Genomic DNA, 19,066 nt, shown 5'->3' with positions numbered 1-19,066 from the left:
GTTCTTGCTGGTTTGGGTGCGGTTGATTGGGTGGTTCCATTTGGTGAAGACACACCGCAGCGACTTATTTCTGAGGTTCTGCCTGATATGCTGGTAAAAGGTGGAGATTACAAACCGGAAGAGATCGCGGGTGGCAAAGAAGTGATTGCTAATGGTGGAGAAGTCAAAGTGCTCAACTTTGAAGATGGCTGCTCGACCACGGAAATTATCGATGCCATCAAAGGCGGTCGAGGCTAATCGACAAAGCCATAAAAAAACGCTCACCTTGGTGAGCGTTTTTTGTTTTCGCTAAGAAAAATGGAGCCATGAGGCTCCATTTTGTATTTTCGAGAGTTGATTACTCTTCAAGATCACCACAGAAGCGGTAGCCTTCACCATGAATCGTAGCAATGATTTCTGGCGTACCAGAGACTGATTCAAAGTGTTTACGAATACGACGAATCGTTACGTCGACAGTACGATCATGTGGCTTAAGCTCGCGGCCTGTCATTTTCTTCAGCAGGTCAGCACGTGTCTGAATCTTGCCTGGGTTTTCACAGAAGTGAAGTAGAGCTCGGAACTCAGAGCGAGGCAGCTTGTAGCCATCACCGCTTGGGCTAACCAAAGAGCGGCTGTTGATATCCAACACCCAACCGTTGAACACGTACTTCTCTACGCTGCGTTTTTCTTCCGTTACAGCGCTCGCGTTCATTGAGCGATTCAATAGGTTACGAGCACGAATAGTCAGCTCACGTGGGTTGAACGGCTTAGTGATGTAATCATCTGCACCGATCTCTAGACCAAGGATCTTGTCCACTTCATTGTCACGGCCAGTTAGGAACATCAGTGCTACATTGGCTTGCTCGCGTAACTCGCGTGCTAGCAGTAGACCGTTCTTACCTGGAAGGTTGATGTCCATAATAACTAGGTTAACTTGGTTATCAGACAGCACCTGGTGCATCTCTTCACCGTCACTGGCCTCAAAAACAGCGTATCCCTCTGCTTCAAAAATACTCTTAAGAGTGTTACGAGTTACTTGCTCATCTTCGACAATAAGAATGTGCGGGGTTTGCATTGGCGGTACCTAAACTTGTGAAAAAAATGTGCTAATGGAATAAATTTTAGGCAAAAACATAACATACAGGAAATGTGATGTTGATAATAAACCAAAGATTGTAAAAATACACTTTCTTTGATTGCCCGCCATCCTTGGGTTTCGCTCAATTACCTTGTGAGGCTCCAGTTCCTCACTGATTCCATTAGTCGTTGAGGCGGATTTTATAATGTTAACAGCATGCTAACAACGTAGAAGTGTTAATTCCAATCACTTTGTTGATTTATATCAAGAGTTAGAATGTAACAAATATTAATAGTATCAGGTAAATGTAAAACGGCTGATTATATGATGATAGATGCGCAACTTTGGGCGGCATATTGTGAGCCTTACTTTCAGTTCAGTGATGAAATGACGAGCGATTTTTTTGCTGTCATCACGGCATGGAACCCAGCTAGTCAGCGGGTGTCAAATGAGGAAAACCTAAGAAATAATCAACGGTTAGCTCTTGAAATAAGCCATACTAACTATGTCGACGTACTGGTTGGAGATGAAGCATTTACATGGAAAGAAGCAAGCTTTGCCGTTGCTATTGAGCGAGAGTTAGCAATCGAGTTAGGGCGCAAGTTTGGCCAGAACGCAATTTATTATGTTGAAAATAATCAACTTTATCTGCTCTCTTGTTTGACTGATGCGACAAGCCTCAGAATCAAAGGGTGGCAATCTCGCATAAGGTAAAAGGGCTTAAGAATAGGATTCACTCAGTCTGCTTTGGCCGTTAGCAAGGTTTGGTTTAAGAGCAGGCGGAAAAATCTCATGGAGGAAAAATGAAAGATATAACACCGGATATTTGTGATAAGCATGAAGATAAAGTCACGCTAGTGGAACTTCCATTGCACAACTTTGGCGCCAAAAGCGCTTTCTGGGGCGAAATGGTGACCGTTAGGTGCTATCACGACAACTCAATGGTGAGAGATACATTAAGCCAAGATGGCAGAGGCAAGGTTTTATTTGTTGATGGTCATGGCTCATGTCAAAAAGCGCTGCTGGGCGATCAGTTGGCAATTCTTGCTATTGATAATCATTGGGAAGGCGTGATTGTTAACGGTGCCATTCGCGATGCGGGCGCAATTGCTGAAATGCAAATTGGTGTGAAAGCCCTAGGAACTTGTCCATTCAAGACGGAAAAGCGCGGAGTAGGTGATGTCAATGTCACGCTGACGATTCATAATCAGATGATCCAGCCTGGGGACTTCGTTTACGCGGATTGGAATGGGGTGTTGATGTCGAGTGAAAAGTTGGAATGGTAAACGGAAACGTTTAAAACCGAAATCCTAACCCGAATTCGACTTCTTGTTGCCACTCTTGATAGTCAAGGGTGGCGTGCAAGTCTAAACTCTCGGTGAGTCTTACTCGGCTCGATACCTCTGCAGAAATGGCAGATTCGCGCTTATCGTTACCGAGACTTTCATTTGTGTAAGAATGTAAGGTACTGGCTACCGATACGCGAGGGGTCACTTGATAGCTGACTCCGCTGAGAAAGCCCGTTTCGTTGATTCTGTCGCCATTGTTCAGGCGTGCACCCACATATAAGTCAATTTTGTCGAACACGTTATAGGAATAACCACCATCGACCTTCCATGTATCAAAGTCTTGCTGGTCGTTAACGCTGGAAATAAAAAGCTTATGAGGTGATGTGCTTTGTTGGGATGGTAGCGGAGGTAACTCTGTCGCACCAAGAGAACCAGCAACTAACATCGCTGCCAAGCATAGCGTTTTCATCATGCACTACCTCTCCTTGGTTACTTTCTCCACTGCAAACCTAATTAAAGCATAAAACTATTGGACTAGGTGCATTTTTTATATAGCCATTAGTTATTAGCTTATATGCCTGCGGTCTCATTAAAAGTGTCAATGAATGCCTGCGAGATGTTGCAAAATATTGTGTGAATTGCTTATTGAGAAAACAAAAAATAAAAACTTTTCGTTGACTCGTGTAGAGCAAATAGGTTAAACGTATGGGTAAGCTAACACATAAACGCAACAAAAATTAATTATGCAAAATCACAGCCTAGTAGTAATGACAACAACCATTATTATTACCGACATCGCACATGTTGGGGCAGGCTGCTAAGCGAAAGAAATTCAAAAAAAGGCCTGTATCCAACAAGATACAGGCCTTTTTTTATGCCAATTTGAAATCATTTGGAGGAAGGGATGCGAGTTTTAAAGTTTGGAGGTTCATCATTAGCTGATGCAGACCGCTTTTTAAGAGCGGCGGATATCATCGCTAATAATGCACAGCAAGAAGAAGTGGCCGTCGTACTATCAGCACCGGGTAAAACAACCAACAAGCTGGTGGCTGTGATAGAAGGCGCTTTGAAAAATGGTGAAGCGGAGCTGCAAATCGCAGAGTTGGAAGATTCGTTCCGAGACCTTTTTCAAGATATCAAACAGGTGCTACCAAGCATTGATGGCAGTGGTTATGACAGCCAAGTGAAAACCTCATTAACTCAGCTACGTCAGTTTGTTCACGGCATCAACTTACTAGGCATGTGTCCTGATAACGTCAATGCCCGCATTATCAGTAAAGGTGAGCGAGTTTCGATTCAATTGATGAAAGCGGTGCTGGAAGCAAAAGGACAACCTGCCAGCTTAATCGATCCGGTTGAGTATCTCTTTGCTAGAGGTGAGCATCTAGAAGCGATGGTTGATGTCGATATTTCAACGCAAAACTTCCGTCAGAAGCCACTGCCTCAAGGCCATGTCAACATTATGCCTGGCTTTACCGCTGGCAATGAAAAAGGTGAGCTGGTGACGCTAGGTCGCAATGGTTCCGATTACTCAGCAGCGGTGCTTGCCGCCTGTCTGCGTGCGGATTGTTGTGAAATCTGGACTGACGTGGATGGTGTCTACAACTGTGACCCGCGTTTAGTAGATGATGCTCGCCTACTTAAATCATTGAGCTACCAAGAAGCGATGGAGCTTTCTTACTTTGGCGCGTCAGTGCTTCATCCAAAAACCATTGCTCCTATTGCTCAATTCCATATTCCATGCCTGATCAAAAACAGCTTTAATCCACAAGGTGCAGGAACTTTAATCGGTCAAGATACTGGTGAAGACAACCTAGCGATCAAAGGGATCACAACACTTAGCGATCTAACCATGGTCAACGTATCGGGCCCTGGTATGAAGGGTATGGTAGGCATGGCAAGCCGCGTGTTTGGGGCGATGTCAGCAGCGGGTGCTTCGATTGTTTTGATCACTCAATCTTCTTCAGAATACAGCATCAGCTTCTGTATTGAAGCGCAAGACAAAGCCCTTGCAGAGAAAGCATTGGGCGAGACGTTTGAGTTAGAGCTAAAAGATGGTCTACTTGAGCCTGTTGAATTTATTGATGATGTGGCGATTGTGACACTGGTTGGCGATGGTATGCGTACTTCTCGCGGTGTTGCTTCTCAGTTCTTCTCATCTCTTGCAGAAGTGAACGTTAATATTGTAGCAATCGCGCAAGGCTCTTCTGAACGCGCCATTTCAGCCGTGATTCCTGAAGACAAGATCTCTGAAGCAATCAAAGCGTGTCACGAAAACCTGTTTAATTCGAAACACTTCTTGGATGTCTTCGTTGTCGGCGTCGGTGGCGTTGGTGGTGAACTGGTCGATCAAATTCAGCGTCAACAAGCGAAACTGGCAGAAAAAGGCATTGTGCTACGCGTATGTGGCTTAGCCAACAGTAAGGGCTTATTGCTAGATAGTGAAGGCTTGCCGTTGGATCACTGGCGTGATCGTATGAAGGATGCGTCGGAAGAATTTACTCTTGCGCGCTTGATCTCACTGGTTCAGCGTAACCATATCATTAACCCTGTTCTTGTTGACTGTACCTCGAGTGAAGCGATCGCAAATCAGTATGCTGACTTCTTAGCGGCAGGTTTCCACGTGGTTACACCAAACAAAAAAGCCAACACGGCAAGCATGGCTTACTACCACCAATTGCGTGATGTTGCGCGTAGCTCACGCCGCAAATTGATGTATGAAACAACGGTAGGTGCGGGTCTTCCGGTTATCGAAAACTTGCAAAACCTTATCTCTGCGGGTGATGAACTGGAGCGATTTACGGGGATTCTATCTGGTTCACTTTCCTACATCTTCGGTAAACTCGATGAGGGAATGACGCTCAGCCAAGCAACGAATATTGCCAAAGACAACGGCTTTACCGAGCCAGACCCTCGTGATGATCTTTCTGGTATGGATGTGGCTCGTAAGCTGCTGATCCTTGCTCGTGAAGCTGGTATGAACTTAGAGCTTGAAGACGTGATCGTTGACCAAGCTCTACCACCAGGTTTTGATGATTCGGGCAGTGTGGAAGAATTTATGGCTCGACTCCCTGAAGCAGATGCGTACTTCAAAGAGCAATCAGCGAAAGCGGCCGAAGAAGGCAAAGTGCTTCGCTATGTCGGTGAGATCGAAGAGGGCAAATGCCGCGTGAGCATTGCTGCGGTGGATGAAAACGACCCAATGTTCAAAATCAAAGATGGTGAAAACGCATTAGCCTTCTACAGCCGTTACTACCAGCCAATTCCGCTAGTATTGCGTGGTTACGGTGCCGGTACAGAAGTTACCGCAGCAGGTGTCTTCTCAGATGTGATGCGTACGTTAGGATGGAAGCTAGGGGTTTAATCAATGAGTAGTGGTATGGATGTGGTGGTTTACGCACCAGCGTCAATAGGTAATGTAAGTGTTGGTTTTGACGTACTGGGGGCCGCTGTGTCTCCGGTGGACGGTACGCTACTTGGTGATCGAGTGTTGGTCAAATCAGGTGAGCAGCCTTTTAGTCTTAACACTGCGGGCAACTTTGTTTCTAAACTGCCTGAAAATCCGAAAGAGAACATCGTTTACGATTGTTGGACTGTGTTCGCCCGTGAGCTTGAGAAAAAAGGTGTCTCTTTACTCCCTCTTGAGATGACCCTAGAAAAGAACATGCCAATTGGTTCTGGTCTAGGCTCGAGTGCATGTTCGATTGTGGCTGCGCTAGATGCGCTAAACCGTTTTCATGGTCAACCTCTAGATGAGACGGAATTACTCGCTTTGATGGGGGAAATGGAAGGTAAGATTTCTGGCGGTATTCATTATGATAACGTTGCGCCCTGCTACCTAGGAGGCGTGCAACTGATGCTTGAAGAGCTGGGTATCATTAGCCAAGAAGTTCCTTGTTTTGATGATTGGTATTGGGTGATGGCGTACCCGGGCATCAAAGTGTCCACCGCTGAAGCGCGTGAAATTTTGCCTTCGCAGTATCGTCGTCAAGATATCATTGCTCACGGTCGTCATTTAGCAGGCTTTATTCATGCGTGCCACTCTGGGCAACCAGAGCTTGCGGCAAAAATGATCAAAGACGTGATCGCAGAACCATATCGTGAGAAACTGCTACCGGGCTTTGCTGATGCTCGTAAATATGCGGCGACAGCAGGCGCTTTGGCGACGGGTATTTCAGGAAGTGGCCCGACGCTGTTTAGCATTTGTAAAGAGAAAGATGTCGCTGAGCGTGTTGCACGCTGGCTTGAACAAAATTACGTACAAAATAAAGAAGGATTCGTCCATGTTTGTCGCTTAGATAAGCAAGGTTCGATCGTTACAGGAAGTGAGCTATGAAGCTTTACAATATAAAAGAAAATGATGAACAAGTTTCCTTTGGCCAAGCCGTTCGCCAAGGGTTAGGTCGTAACCAAGGCCTTTTTTTTCCATCTGAACTGCCAACGTTTGATGATGTGGATGCTCTTTTAGCTGAGGACTTTGTTTCTCGTAGCACCAAGATTTTGTCAGCATTGATTGGTGATGAGCTAGCGCAAGAGCAAGTTCACTCAATGGTTGATGCTGCATTTCAATTTCCGGCGCCAATCAATAAAGTCAAAGATGGCGTTTACGCGCTTGAACTTTTCCATGGCCCGACCTTAGCGTTTAAAGATTTTGGCGGTCGTTTTATGGCGCAATCTTTAGCTGCGGTTTCTGATGGCGGAAAAATCACTATTTTGACAGCAACGTCCGGTGATACGGGCGCAGCCGTCGCACATGCTTTCTATGGCATGGAAGATATCAACGTTGTGATTTTGTACCCGAAAGGTAAGATCAGCCCGCTACAAGAGAAGTTGTTCTGTACTCTGGGCAAGAACATTCACACTGTCGCGATTGATGGCGATTTTGATGCTTGTCAGGCTTTGGTTAAGCAAGCATTTGATGATGCCGCGCTACGTGACGAAATCGGCCTGAATTCCGCAAACTCCATCAACATTTCACGCTTGATGGCGCAGATCTGTTATTACTTTGAAGCAGCATCTCAGTTGACTAAAGAACAGCGTGAAAACCTTGTTGTGTCGGTACCAAGTGGTAACTTCGGTAACCTAACTGCAGGTCTATTGGCTAAAGCGCTTGGGCTACCAATTAAGCGCTTTATTGCTGCGACCAACGAAAATGACACCGTTCCTCGCTACCTAGAAACAGGTAAGTGGGATCCTAAACCAACGGTTGCAACGACATCGAACGCAATGGATGTTAGCCAACCAAACAACTGGCCACGTATCGAAGAACTGTGCCAGATTAAAGGTTGGGGCTTAGATACGTTGGGCAAAGGTAAAGTGTCTGATGAGCAAAGTGCAGAATCTGTACGTGAGTTGAACGCACAAGGTTACTTATGCGAACCACATGGTGCTATTGCCTACCGTCTACTCGACGAACAATTGCAAGACGGTGAAACTGGCCTATTCCTATGTACAGCGCACCCAGCTAAGTTCAAGGAAGTGGTTGACGAGATTTTAGGCTCTGATATCGACCTACCAGGACCGCTTGCTAAGCACGCGGCAATGGAGCTACTTTCTGAAGACCTAGCGAATGACTTTGATTTACTGAAAGATGTACTTCGCCGAGTACAGAAGTAATTGATAAAGATTGAAAATTAAAAAAGGTCACCTCGGTGACCTTTTTTATTGCTTAACGATTTAGTGCGAAAGTTGGTAAAGATAAGTGCCATCGAATCGCGCCTAAACGGATAAGCAGCGTAGATAAGACACCCGCTAGGAATGCGGTATCGCTGTCTTGTCCCATGGCAAGTGCCGTAGTATGGAAGACGCCACCAATAATACAGGCTGTTGCGTACACTTCGCTTCGCAGTACCATTGGCACTTCACGCGCGAGCACGTCACGAATAATGCCGCCGCCACAACCAGTAATGACTCCCATAATGACAGCGACTAAAGCTGAGTCTTGGTAGGCCATGGTTTTCTCGACACCAATCCCGACAAACACCGCTAAGCCAATAGCGTCACAGACTGGCAGAATCCACCAAGCGAGTCGCTTGGGTCGTCTAACCACAATCATGGTGATAAGACAGGTAATTAAAATGGTCCAAAGGTAGTTGGTATCGGTTATCCAAAACACAGGTGTCGCACCCAACGCCATATCGCGAATTGTGCCACCACCAATCGCCGTAACACTACCTAATACAGCAACGCCGAATGGGTCCATTTTTAATCGACCTGCGAGTAATACGCCTGATATCGCAAATATGGCAGTACCGAATAGGTCAATACTATAAAGCAGCATGGAATCCATGTTACTCACTTCTCTTACTTAAATAGGGAACAGAAAACGATGCTGAATTGTACGGGATCTCAAGAGGCAATCGTTAGCGTTTTTGCCGAACAGCCTCGAAATAGTCACAGACCTGCTCAATGGCGCGAAGCGTACGTGGCGTCGGTCGATTTAGCCAATCAGACTCAAGGCTCCAGACGTGGTCATTTCTGACTGCGCTCAGCTCTTTTTCCCACTTAGCCCACATGTTGCCATTCTTAATTGCATGCTCTGACGTGAAAATAACATCGGGTTGTTGCACCAGTACTTGCTCGACGCCAACTTGAGGGTAGGGCGCAGCACTATGCTCAAAAATGTTTTCGCCGCCACAGAAGCTAAACACCTCACTAGGCCATTTGCCTTGTGCGACGGAGATGATCGGCTGCTCACTCAATTGATAAAAGTAGCGTATGGGCTGAGTGGTTTGATACTTGGCTTTGAAGTCGCCTAACTGCTGACGAAAATCTGCCGCCGCCTTCTGACCAACGCTAGGTGAGGCGCTGTATTGGCTAAGGCGCTCAATATTGTCTGCAATATCACTTAATGAATGGGTTTGAGAGTAGTAGATGTTAAAGCCAAACTGCTTAAGTTTCTCTAACTCCTTTTGTGGGTTACCAGATGGCCAGGCAATAATTAAATCTGGCTGCAGGGCGATAATGCGCTCTATCTTGATGCCTTGGTAGTTGGCGACTTTCTCTAGCGTTAAGGCTTGCTCTGGGTAATCACTGTGATCACTTACCGCGATGAGTTTATCACCTAACCCTGCCGCGTATGCGAGCTCCGTTGCATGAGGAGCTAGACTAATCACTTTTTCTACAGGTGCGGCAAAAAGCGTTGGAGAGAGTAAACAAGTGGCAATCGCAATGAACTTACGCATCTATATCCCTTGATATACGGCAGCCATCGCTGCACTTTGAATCAATACCCAAGCGAACAACCGCCACGCTAGCAGTTTTTGGACTTGAGCAATATGTAAAGCAGAAGGGGCAATTCGACCACCGAGTTTTGCTCGCTCAGATTTTTTTCCGTCGTAAATCGCAGGCCCGCCAAGAGATAACTCAAGCTTTGCTCCGACAGCAACCACTAACCAAGCAGGGCCAGGGAGTGGCCACGACTTAGCTTGCTGCTTGATGAGCGTAAAAACTTGCTGAGTACGATTTCCAACAGCTATCATCAGTGCGAATAGCCTTAATGGCACAAAATCCATGATAGCAACGGCTCGAACTGCAGGGATACCGAAGGGAGAGAACGCTTGACGAGATGGAGACCAAGCGCGTGCGAGTTCAACCATCATTCGGTAGATGAACGCGCCAATACCGCCGGCAATGGCGAACCAGAAAAGAACCCCCACCACATTGCGCCCGTACGACATAATCAAGGTTTCAGTGCCTGCTTTTCCTAGCCCAAGTAGTGAAAGTGGTTGGGTTGAACGATTGACGATGGGATTAAGCAGCATCTTCGCTTGCTCTTTGTCCTCTCTTGCTAATGCCGCGACAAATTGGGCGGTGAACTTATCGGTATTGCGCCAATCAATCGCAAGAAGCAGGAAGGCAAGTTCGAACAGTTGGGGTTGCCAAACTAATGGCTTGAGAGCAACTAACACGACCAGCATAGGAATAATCATTAGTAGCCAAGCGAGGCTGCCAGAAATGATGCTTTGTTGATAGCTGTTGTTGGTATTGACCTTATCGGCCAATTGTTCGGCGAACTTATGCCAAAGAATGGCAGGGTGCGCTTCTCGAGGAAAGGGAAGCACCAAGTGACAAAGCAGGGCGCCCCACAGAACAAGGAGCGCACCGTTGGAATAGAGTTGGTTAAACAAATCTTCCATGATGTTGTTGTCTTCCCTTCGGCTAAGCTATTTCAGCAGTTCAACCATTTTGAATACCATTTCCGACGAGCTCTTCGCTGCCAAAGGTAGGAACTCATCAAAGCTCATGCTTGCTTCTTTATCTGCAACATCAGAAATCGCACGAACAACAACAAATGGCACTTTGAACTGGTGACAAGTTTGCGCAATTGCAGAGGCTTCCATTTCTACAGCAATGACAGATGGGAAGTGTTGGCGGATAAATGCTTGACGTTCAGCTGTGCAAACAAACGCATCGCCCGTACAGATCAATCCACGTACCGCATGTTTGTCTTCCATTTGTGAGAGTGCTTTCTCAGCGACATCCATTAGCTTTTCGTCTGCAATGAACGCAGCAGGCTGCCCTGCCATTTGACCGATTTCATAACCAAACGCCGTCACATCAGCATCGTGATGGCGAACTTCGGTCGAAATCACCACATCACCTAGATTTAAGCTAGAGTCGAATCCACCCGCAGAGCCAGTATTGATCACAACATCGGGTTGGTACTCATCGAGCAGGATCGTTGTGCCGACTGCCGCTGCGACCTTACCAATACCTGATTGGAGCAACACGACATCGACACCGTTGATTTGCCCAGAGAAATAGGTACAGCCCGCTTTTGATACGGTTTCACAGTTTTCGATAGCGTCTTTCAGAATTGAAACTTCTTGTTCCATTGCACCGATGATGCCGATTTTCATAGGGAATCCTGTTAATTCAATTAGGTAGGTTTTGTGCAGCTAAGTGTAACAGAAATGCTTTGGATGGGAATGCTGTACTTATAGGGCTGCTATTAAATAGCGGTTGCTTAACCTCTATACATCCCCTATAATTCGCGCTCCTCGTGTCGGCTGAATCAGAGATTGGCTGGCACAAATGTTAAACCTACTCTTATTAGGAGAGAATTATGTCTCTGAATGCAGAAACTAAAGCAGCAATCGTTGCAGAATACGCTCAAACTGAAGGCGATACTGGTTCACCAGAAGTTCAAGTAGCTCTACTTACAGCTTCTATCAACCACCTACAAGGTCACTTCAAAGCGCACAAAGGCGATCACCACAGCCGTCGTGGTCTTCTACGTATGGTTTCTCGCCGTCGTAAGCTTCTTGACTACTTGAAAGGCAAAAACCTTTCTCGTTACCAAGATCTAATCAAGCGTCTAGGCCTACGTCGCTAATCAGCGGCTGCATAGAACAGTTTGTCGAAAAAGGGGCTTTTAGCCCCTTTTTTGTTGTCCGTTACTTATTTTGTTTGCTATGGCTTAGCCAAACCGAATTAATCCCGCTATACTACGCCCGCACACTTTTGATGCCTAGTTGGGTATCAATGTTTGTTCACAAAGCTCATAGCATTACAGTCAACCACGTCGACCAAAAGGTCGCGACTATTCAAAATGAATTTAGCTGCAATGAGTCGCTACACAGTTCATTTTCACTAGTCGCGATTTGTAATGCCTTGAGTATCAATCAATACTCTCCGAGCAACTCTTTCGATGCGCTTGGAAACAAGGAATAACAATGTTCGAAAAACCAGTTGTTAAAACGTTCCAGTACGGTAACCACACAGTTACTCTAGAAACTGGCGTTATTGCACGTCAAGCTACGGCTGCAGTTATGGTTACTATGGACGATACAGCAGTATTCGTATCTGTAGTAGGTAAGAAAGAAGCGGTAGAAGGTCAAGACTTCTTCCCGTTAACAGTAAACTACCAAGAGCGTACTTACGCAGCAGGTAAAATCCCTGGTGGTTTCTTCAAGCGTGAAGGCCGTCCTTCTGAAGGCGAAACGCTAACGGCTCGTCTAATCGACCGTCCAATCCGTCCACTATTCCCAGATGCATTCAAAAACGAAGTACAAGTTATTGCTACAGTCGTATCTGTGAACCCAGATGTTCAACCTGATATCGTAACTATGATCGGTACTTCTGCGGCGCTTGCTATCTCTGGTATCCCGTTCAACGGTCCTATCGGTGCTGCACGTGTTGGTCACATTGATGGTCAACTAGTGCTTAACCCAAGCAACACTGAGCTAGAAGCGTCTAAACTAGACCTAGTGGTTGCGGGTACTGAATCTGCAGTACTAATGGTTGAATCAGAAGCTGACAACCTAACTGAAGAAGAAATGCTATCTGCTGTTGTATTCGGTCACGATCAACAACAAGCGGTAATCAAAGCAATCAACGAGTTCAAAGCTGAAGTTGCTACTCCTGCTTGGGATTGGGTTGCTCCAGAAGAGAACACAGCGCTTGTAAACAAGATTGCTGAACTTGCAGAAGCTAAGCTAGTTGAAGCTTACCAAATTACTGAGAAGATGGCTCGTTACGACCGCATCCACGAGATCGCTGGTGAAGTTAACGAAGTTCTTCTTGCTGAAGACCCAGAAGCGAACACGAAAGAAATCCACACTATCTTCCACGATCTAGAGAAGACAGTGGTACGTCGCAGCATCATCGCTGGTAACCCACGTATCGACGGCCGTGAAAAAGACATGGTTCGTGCGCTTGACGTACGTACTGGCGTTCTTCCACGTACTCACGGTTCATCACTATTTACTCGTGGTGAAACTCAGGCGCTTGTAACTGCGACTCTAGGTACGCAGCGCGATGCTCAAATCATCGACGAGCTAACGGGTGAGCGTAAAGATCACTTCCTACTGCATTACAACTTCCCTCCATACTGTGTAGGCGAAACTGGTTTTGTAGGTTCTCCTAAGCGTCGTGAAATCGGTCACGGTAAACTGGCTAAACGCGGTATCGCAGCAGTAATGCCTTCAGTTGATGAGTTCCCATACACAGTACGTGTTGTATCGGAAATCACTGAATCTAACGGTTCTTCTTCAATGGCTTCTGTATGTGGTACTTCTCTTGCTCTTATGGATGCAGGTGTGCCAATCAAGTCTTCTGTTGCGGGTATCGCAATGGGTCTTGTTAAAGAAGGCGACGACTTCGTTGTTCTTTCTGACATCCTTGGTGACGAAGACCACCTAGGTGACATGGACTTTAAAGTAGCGGGTACTAACACGGGTATCACTGCACTTCAGATGGATATCAAGATCGAAGGTATCACTAAAGAGATCATGCAAATTGCTCTTAACCAAGCGCAAGGTGCACGTAAGCACATCCTATCTGTAATGGATGAAGCTATCTCTGGTGCTCGTGAAGAGATCTCTGAGTTCGCTCCGCGTATCCACACAATGAAGATCAGCGCAGAGAAGATCAAAGACGTTATCGGTAAAGGTGGTGCAGTTATCCGTGCTCTAACTGAAGAGACTGGTACAACGATCGAAATCGAAGACGACGGTACAATCAAGATTGCTGCAACTGAAGGTACAGCTGCGAAAGAAGCAATCCGCCGTATCGAAGAGATCACTGCTGAAGTTGAAGTGGGCCGTATCTACACAGGTAAAGTTGCTCGTCTAGCTGACTTCGGCGCATTCGTGACAATCCTTCCAGGTAAAGATGGTCTAGTACACATCTCTCAAATCGCTGATAAGCGCGTAGAGAAAGTGTCTGACTACCTAGCTGAAGGTCAAGAAGTTCAAGTTAAAGTACTTGAAATCGACCGCCAAGGCCGCGTTCGTCTAAGCATGAAGGAAGCAGTAGAAAAGACTGAAGAAGCAGCTGAAGAAAAACCAGCAACTGACGCTTAATTTAGTCAACCATAGGCGTATTAGCCTATTGTGCTAAAAGCATGTTATAAAGGGAGCATTACGCTCCCTTTTTTATTGCGGACTAAACTAAGCGGATGCTTAGCGACAGGAGTACATATTTGTGAAATGGTTTCAAACCGCGGCATTGGGTCTAACATTATTGGTGACTGCTGGCTGTGCCTCTAAATCTAGTCAACAAGCCGAGTGGCTTTATCCCCCGATGGCGGTACCTTTGCAGGCCAGTGTTCAGCAAGAGGTTCAGATTGCGCGCTTAAGCCAGTTGCTTCAACGTCCAGACTTGACGAGTGAAGTTCGCGCTAAGATGTTCTTCGAGCGAGGCAATTATTACGATAGCGTTGGTTTAAGGGACTTAGCTCGCCTCGATTACAACCAATCGTTAGCACTAAACCCCGCACAGCCTGACTTATTCAACTTGCTCGGCGTCTATTTTACCCAAGCGGGGGAGTTTGACGCTGCATATGATGCCTTTGACTCTACGTTAGAACTTGACCCGGATAACTCTTACGCAGAGAGAAATCGAGCGATTGCCCTTTACTATGGTGATCGTATTGAGTTGGCATTAGAGGATATTGAGAAACACTACAACCAAGACCCTAGTGATCCATTTCGAGCGCTTTGGTTATACCTGATTCAAGCGGAAGTCGATCCTGCGTTAGCTCGCCAAGATTTGGTTTTACGCTATCAACGTCGCGACGAACAATGGGGCTGGGTTCTGGTGGCGATAACACTTGGTGATGTTACTGAACAACAAGCCTTTAAAGCTATTTTATCCGGAACCCGTGATAACACTCTACTTGCCCAGCGCTTGACGGAGGCCTATTTCTACTTAGGCAAGCGTTATCAAAGTGAAGGGGATTTCGCGAGTGCCATCTCACTGTATAAATTAGCCATCTCATTCAATGTGTATGAGTATGTCGAGCATCGTTATGCTTTCCTCGAACTGAGCCGCATTTACAACGAGGTAAAAGAACAACAGTTGGCCAAAGCCAAACTGGAACAGCAAGCCTCTAATTAAACCAATTACAACCCAAAAGCCACTGTTGAACAGTGGCTTTTTTGTTGCGAGTAAATGAGTTTGCAACGGCCAAGTAATTGGCTAAAATAGTTAGCCTTGCTAACTAAGTGCAATAACTATGAGCTTAGAAAAGAATTTAATGGAATTGGAGCGATACTGCTCCAAAGCGTGGCGAGTTCATGCCAAAGAGGATCTACTCTATGGGTTGAGCTTCAATGAATACGACTATTTAAGATCCATAGAAGAACATCAACAAGGTATTCGTATCACTGATCTTGCGGAAGAGATGAAAGTGACTAAACCTTCAGCCTCCAATATGGTCGCAAGGTTAGAAAGAAAAGGATTGGTTAAGCGTATTTCTTGTGCTGAGGATGGCCGAGCAAAGCGAGTCGTGTTGACAGAACAAGTGCTCGAGGATTTGTCCTATGAGCAAGTGGTCTACCAATGCATTGCTGAGCAAATGGGACGCAAACTAAGTGCTGATGAAGTGAATACGCTGATCAGCTTGCTAGAGAAATCATTGAGTTAAAAATTTATCTATTTAGTTAGCCTAGCTAACTTGTGGTGAAAATATGCAAACATCCATCTATAAACAGTTTTGGCGCTATACGATTCCAACCGTAGCGGCTATGTTGGTCAACGGTCTCTATCAAGTGGTCGATGGTATTTTTATTGGTCGCTATGTTGGGGCTGATGGATTAGCGGGAATCAACGTTGCTTGGCCTGTCATCGGTTCCATTCTTGGTATTGGTATGCTTATTGGCGTCGGTACAGGTGCGCTGGTCTCGATTCGTCAAGGAGAGCAAGATACGCTAGGGGCGAAACAGATCTTAGCGACGGGGATTACCTTGTTGTTTGCGCTTGTACCGCTTGTGTCTGGGGTGCTGTTTTTCTTTGCTGAAGACTTTCTCCTTTGGCAAGGGGCAGAAGGGCGTGTGTTTGAGCTGGGTCTCCAGTATCTGCATATATTGATTGGTGCCTGCGCGTTTACCCTAGGCTCGATTGCTATGCCATTTTTGTTGCGCAATGACGATAGCCCTAATCTTGCGACGATACTGATGGTGGTAGGAGCCGTTATCAATATTGCGCTCGATTATTTGTTTATTGCTTGGCTTGATTGGGAGTTAACGGGAGCTGCGATAGCAACCGCAGTGGCACAGTTGGCTGTGACCGGACTTGGCTTAGCGTATTTCTTCTCTTCGAAAGCCAATCTGCGTTTGCGCTGGAGTCAATTGAGGCTCAAGCTTGACGTTGTTCCTAAAATTTTTGCAATTGGAACGTCCAGTTTCTTTATGTACGCCTATGGGTCAATGATGGTGGCGTTACATAACGCGTTGTTTGCTCAATACGGCGATCAATTAATGATCGGTGCTTATGCTATCTTAGGCTACATCGTCACAGTGTACTATTTGACCGCAGAAGGGATCGCGAATGGTATGCAACCGCTTGTCAGTTATAATCACGGGGCACGCAATCAGGAGAACATTCGCAAGCTACTCAAAGTGGCGATGTCGAGTGCGGTATTGATTGGATTGGCTTTTGTTATTCTGCTTAATGTGTTTCCAACTCAGTTCGTTTCTGTGTTCAACGAAGAGAGCACTCAACTGGTCGAGCACACGGTGCTGGGGATTCGTCTACATATGTTTGCCTTGGCATTGGATGGTTTCTTGGTAGTGGCAGGGGCTTACTATCAAGCCATCAATAAGGGAAGCAAAGCGATGTTTGTGATGGTGGGCAATATGCTGATTCAGCTTCCTTTTCTTTACCTCATGCCGAAATTGTTCGGTGTTCCAGGGATTTGGATTGCGTACCCGCTCTCCAACATTGCTCTGAGTGCGGTGGTTATCTTGTTGTTGGTCAAAGATGTGCGCCGTTATCAAAACCAACACTCTCAGATTGCACATGCGTAAAAAAGGGCTCATTGAGCCCTTTTTCATATCATGCCTTTAGGAGAAACGTCTTAAAGTATTTTGACCTCTAATCCTGCAAGTTGGTGCCAATAGCCATTGCATTGTCTGCTTTGAATCGGCATTGGGTTTTGTCCAGTTTCATTGGCTCGGAAATTATCCAGATCCGAGAAAGTACTCAGCCCGAGTGGGCTTAAGCGAACCACATCAACCAAACCTTTCATATTCGGCAGGTCGTTGATCAAGTTGTAGCAATAGCCTGATTGAGTTTGGATGCCATTGAGATTAAACACCTCTTGGCCTTCTTGGCTACTGACCTGAATACCCGTTGGATATTTGATGCAGCACGTCTCGCAATCATCTTTAGCTTTATTTTCTGCTCGAGCAGTGAAACAGCGGGCGGAATAAGCGAGTGGTAAGTAGCCATGACTAAAGACTTCCACTTCAAATTGATCACGAATACCAAGCTCATCACATTGAATCAACACATTGTTTAACCATTCACGTGATAACTCAACGGGCATACACCAACGCATCATTCCTTGTTTGAGAAATAGATTGAGAGTGTGTGCGTTGTAAGTATTCACAGCAGGGCCAACCACAAAAGGGACTTTGCTCTGTGAGGCGAGTTGAATCGCCGAGACATCGTTAGCTTCGATAGCAAAATCACCATTGTCGATGTACTTTTTCATGATGTTGACTTCGCTAGGGGCTTCAAGCAATGCCATGGTGGAGAGAACCACTTGTTTACCCGCGGAACTTAGCTCTTTAGCGATATCAAACCAATGCGCAGGTTTCATTTCTCTGCGTTTCGAGCAGACGCTTTCGCCTAGATAGATAATATCAGCCGAGCTTGACGTTGCTTGTTGATAAAAATCTTCTACATCTTGTTTAGGCCAGAAATACAGCAATGGGCCTAGTGCATACTTCATATTGTTTTCCATGCTTCCCTCTATTGCCATTTACGATGATACGCACCCAAGGTGGTTTGGGTACCTTCGGATACGTTTGCTAATGTCGCATTCCAAGCGGCTTCAACTTGATAGCTTTCCGGGTTGGCTAGATAGCGATCAATGGCAGCACGCCATGTGCGAGTCACCTGTTCGACATAGGCAGGGCTTCGCTGACGACCTTCAATTTTGACTGAGGCGACGTTGGCAGCAAACAAATCAGGCAGCATTGACAAAGTATTTAAGCTGGTAGGCTCTTCCAACGCATGGTAAGCCTTTGTCTGCTCTTCTAGGTCGGCTGTGAATCGCCCTTTACACAATGTGGGATACCCTGCATTTTCACCTTCGCTGTAGCGGTCGATAAGAATGTCGTTTAGGCGCGACTCTAGGCCTTGCTCGGTTTCTTGCCAGCGAACATATTTAGCCGGAGAACACGCGCCTACCGTGTTTGGTGATTCGCCTGTCATGTAAGAAGAGAGGTAACAGCGCCCCTCAGACATAATGCACAAACTACCAAAAGCGAAAACTTCTAACTCGACATCACTCGTAATATTGCGTGATAGCTGTTTTACCTGATGGATAGAAAGAACGCGTGGCAAGACGACGCGCTTAACATTGAAGTTGCTCTTGTAGAAGTCGATAGCGGCGATATTGGTTGCTGATGCTTGAACGGATAGGTGCAGTTCTAAATCAGGGTGCTTGCGAGCTGCGTAATCCAGTACCGCAATGTCTGCCACGATAAGCGCATCTACTCCGTTGTCGGCGGCGCGGTCGACCGCATCAGTCCAACGCTCAAAGCCATCTGGATGCGCAAACGTGTTGAGAGCAACATGGATCTTCTTGTTGTGGTCGTGAACGTACTGAACGGCTTTTTCCAGTTTCTTTCCGGTGAAGTTCAACCCTGCAAAGTGGCGGGCGTTGGTATCATCTTTAAAGCCGATGTACACCGCGTCAGCGCCACAATCAATGGCCGTTTTTAGTGCAGGAAGATTACCTGCTGGGCATAGGAGTTCCATTGCT

The 19,066-nt window shown here is 46.2% G+C and carries 19 protein-coding genes, 1 pseudogene and 1 other annotated feature; of the genes and pseudogenes, 12 read left to right on the top strand and 8 right to left on the bottom strand.

Annotation, left to right across the window (positions count from 1 at the left end):
- Positions 1–237, top strand: a pseudogene (locus RJ47_RS10135) (bifunctional heptose 7-phosphate kinase/heptose 1-phosphate adenyltransferase); the annotation flags it as partial.
- Positions 238–337: 100 nt separating this feature from the next.
- Here RJ47_RS10135 and arcA read toward each other — a convergent pair.
- The gene (gene arcA / locus RJ47_RS10130) at positions 338–1,054 is read right to left on the bottom strand and encodes a two-component system response regulator ArcA (RefSeq protein WP_005472905.1); all 717 of its coding nucleotides are present in this window, start codon (positions 1,052–1,054) and stop codon (positions 338–340) included.
- Between the two features lie 327 nt (positions 1,055–1,381).
- On the opposite strand from arcA, the gene RJ47_RS10125 reads away from it, so the two are divergent.
- Entirely contained in the window at positions 1,382–1,771 is a 390-nt protein-coding gene (locus RJ47_RS10125; protein ID WP_039483589.1) for a DUF3293 domain-containing protein, read from the top strand.
- 89 nt (positions 1,772–1,860) lie between these two features.
- Positions 1,861–2,343 (top strand): putative 4-hydroxy-4-methyl-2-oxoglutarate aldolase, encoded by a 483-nt coding sequence (locus RJ47_RS10120; RefSeq protein WP_039483587.1) that lies wholly within the window; start codon positions 1,861–1,863, stop codon positions 2,341–2,343.
- A 10-nt stretch (positions 2,344–2,353) separates the two neighbouring features.
- On the opposite strand, the gene RJ47_RS10115 is transcribed toward RJ47_RS10120, so the two are convergent.
- Positions 2,354–2,818 (bottom strand): hypothetical protein, encoded by a 465-nt coding sequence (locus RJ47_RS10115; RefSeq protein ID WP_038140712.1) that lies wholly within the window; start codon positions 2,816–2,818, stop codon positions 2,354–2,356.
- 271 nt (positions 2,819–3,089) lie between these two features.
- Between RJ47_RS10115 and thrL the strand changes: the two genes are divergently transcribed.
- From thrL to thrC, 4 genes are all read left to right on the top strand, one after another.
- A complete protein-coding gene (thrL, locus tag RJ47_RS20825; protein WP_072016647.1) occupies positions 3,090–3,167 on the top strand; it encodes a thr operon leader peptide in 78 nt (25 codons plus the stop codon).
- Positions 3,095–3,221: a sequence feature (Thr leader region), on the top strand. It overlaps the preceding gene by 73 nt.
- Before the next feature lie 29 nt (positions 3,222–3,250).
- Positions 3,251–5,710, top strand: a complete 2,460-nt coding sequence (gene thrA / locus RJ47_RS10110) for a bifunctional aspartate kinase/homoserine dehydrogenase I (RefSeq protein ID WP_039483584.1) — start codon at positions 3,251–3,253, stop codon at positions 5,708–5,710.
- Between the two features lie 15 nt (positions 5,711–5,725).
- On the top strand, positions 5,726–6,682 hold the full coding sequence (gene thrB, locus RJ47_RS10105) for a homoserine kinase (RefSeq protein ID WP_005472828.1): 957 nt from the start codon (positions 5,726–5,728) through the stop codon (positions 6,680–6,682).
- On the top strand, positions 6,679–7,962 hold the full coding sequence (gene thrC / locus RJ47_RS10100; RefSeq protein ID WP_039483581.1) for a threonine synthase: 1,284 nt from the start codon (positions 6,679–6,681) through the stop codon (positions 7,960–7,962). The genes thrB and thrC overlap by 4 nt, the downstream gene beginning before the upstream one ends.
- 52 nt (positions 7,963–8,014) lie before the next feature.
- Here the strand turns inward: thrC and RJ47_RS10095 are convergent, their stop codons facing one another.
- The 4 genes from RJ47_RS10095 to mtnN form a co-directional block, all read right to left on the bottom strand.
- Positions 8,015–8,635, bottom strand: a complete 621-nt coding sequence (locus RJ47_RS10095) for a TRIC cation channel family protein (RefSeq protein ID WP_005472851.1) — start codon at positions 8,633–8,635, stop codon at positions 8,015–8,017.
- 73 nt (positions 8,636–8,708) lie between these two features.
- On the bottom strand, positions 8,709–9,530 hold the full coding sequence (btuF, locus tag RJ47_RS10090) for a vitamin B12 ABC transporter substrate-binding protein BtuF (protein WP_039483578.1): 822 nt from the start codon (positions 9,528–9,530) through the stop codon (positions 8,709–8,711).
- Positions 9,531–10,484, bottom strand: a complete 954-nt coding sequence (locus RJ47_RS10085) for a cobalamin biosynthesis family protein (RefSeq protein WP_039483575.1) — start codon at positions 10,482–10,484, stop codon at positions 9,531–9,533.
- 27 nt (positions 10,485–10,511) lie between these two features.
- Entirely contained in the window at positions 10,512–11,207 is a 696-nt protein-coding gene (gene mtnN / locus RJ47_RS10080; protein WP_005472895.1) for a 5'-methylthioadenosine/S-adenosylhomocysteine nucleosidase, read from the bottom strand.
- Between the two features lie 206 nt (positions 11,208–11,413).
- Here mtnN and rpsO point away from each other — a divergent pair, with 206 nt between their 5' ends.
- The 5 genes from rpsO to RJ47_RS10050 all read left to right on the top strand — a co-directional run bounded on the left by rpsO (position 11,414) and on the right by RJ47_RS10050 (position 17,099).
- A complete protein-coding gene (gene rpsO / locus RJ47_RS10075) occupies positions 11,414–11,683 on the top strand; it encodes a 30S ribosomal protein S15 (RefSeq protein ID WP_005472830.1) in 270 nt (89 codons plus the stop codon).
- Positions 11,684–12,023: 340 nt separating this feature from the next.
- Positions 12,024–14,153, top strand: coding sequence for a polyribonucleotide nucleotidyltransferase (gene pnp / locus RJ47_RS10065; protein WP_005472900.1), 2,130 nt, complete (start codon positions 12,024–12,026; stop codon positions 14,151–14,153).
- Positions 14,154–14,274: 121 nt separating this feature from the next.
- Complete coding sequence (gene nlpI / locus RJ47_RS10060; protein WP_039478386.1) at positions 14,275–15,189, top strand: lipoprotein NlpI; 915 nt, start codon at positions 14,275–14,277, stop codon at positions 15,187–15,189.
- A gap of 118 nt (positions 15,190–15,307) precedes the next feature.
- Complete coding sequence (locus RJ47_RS10055) at positions 15,308–15,718, top strand: MarR family winged helix-turn-helix transcriptional regulator (protein ID WP_039483572.1); 411 nt, start codon at positions 15,308–15,310, stop codon at positions 15,716–15,718.
- Between the two features lie 43 nt (positions 15,719–15,761).
- The gene (locus tag RJ47_RS10050) at positions 15,762–17,099 is read left to right on the top strand and encodes an MATE family efflux transporter (RefSeq protein ID WP_039483569.1); all 1,338 of its coding nucleotides are present in this window, start codon (positions 15,762–15,764) and stop codon (positions 17,097–17,099) included.
- Positions 17,100–17,149: 50 nt separating this feature from the next.
- On the opposite strand, the gene RJ47_RS10045 is transcribed toward RJ47_RS10050, so the two are convergent.
- A complete protein-coding gene (locus RJ47_RS10045) occupies positions 17,150–18,028 on the bottom strand; it encodes a U32 family peptidase (protein ID WP_039483620.1) in 879 nt (292 codons plus the stop codon).
- A 20-nt stretch (positions 18,029–18,048) separates the two neighbouring features.
- The gene (ubiU, locus tag RJ47_RS10040) at positions 18,049–19,062 is read right to left on the bottom strand and encodes a ubiquinone anaerobic biosynthesis protein UbiU (RefSeq protein WP_038215714.1); all 1,014 of its coding nucleotides are present in this window, start codon (positions 19,060–19,062) and stop codon (positions 18,049–18,051) included.
- Positions 19,063–19,066: the final 4 nt, after the last annotated feature.

It is taken from the genome of Vibrio sinaloensis, from assembly GCF_000808535.1.
Taxonomy (GTDB): Bacteria; Pseudomonadota; Gammaproteobacteria; order Enterobacterales; family Vibrionaceae; genus Vibrio; species Vibrio sinaloensis_D.
The sequence above is the reverse complement of the archived record's forward strand: the minus strand, read 5'-3'. Positions and strand labels throughout refer to the sequence as shown.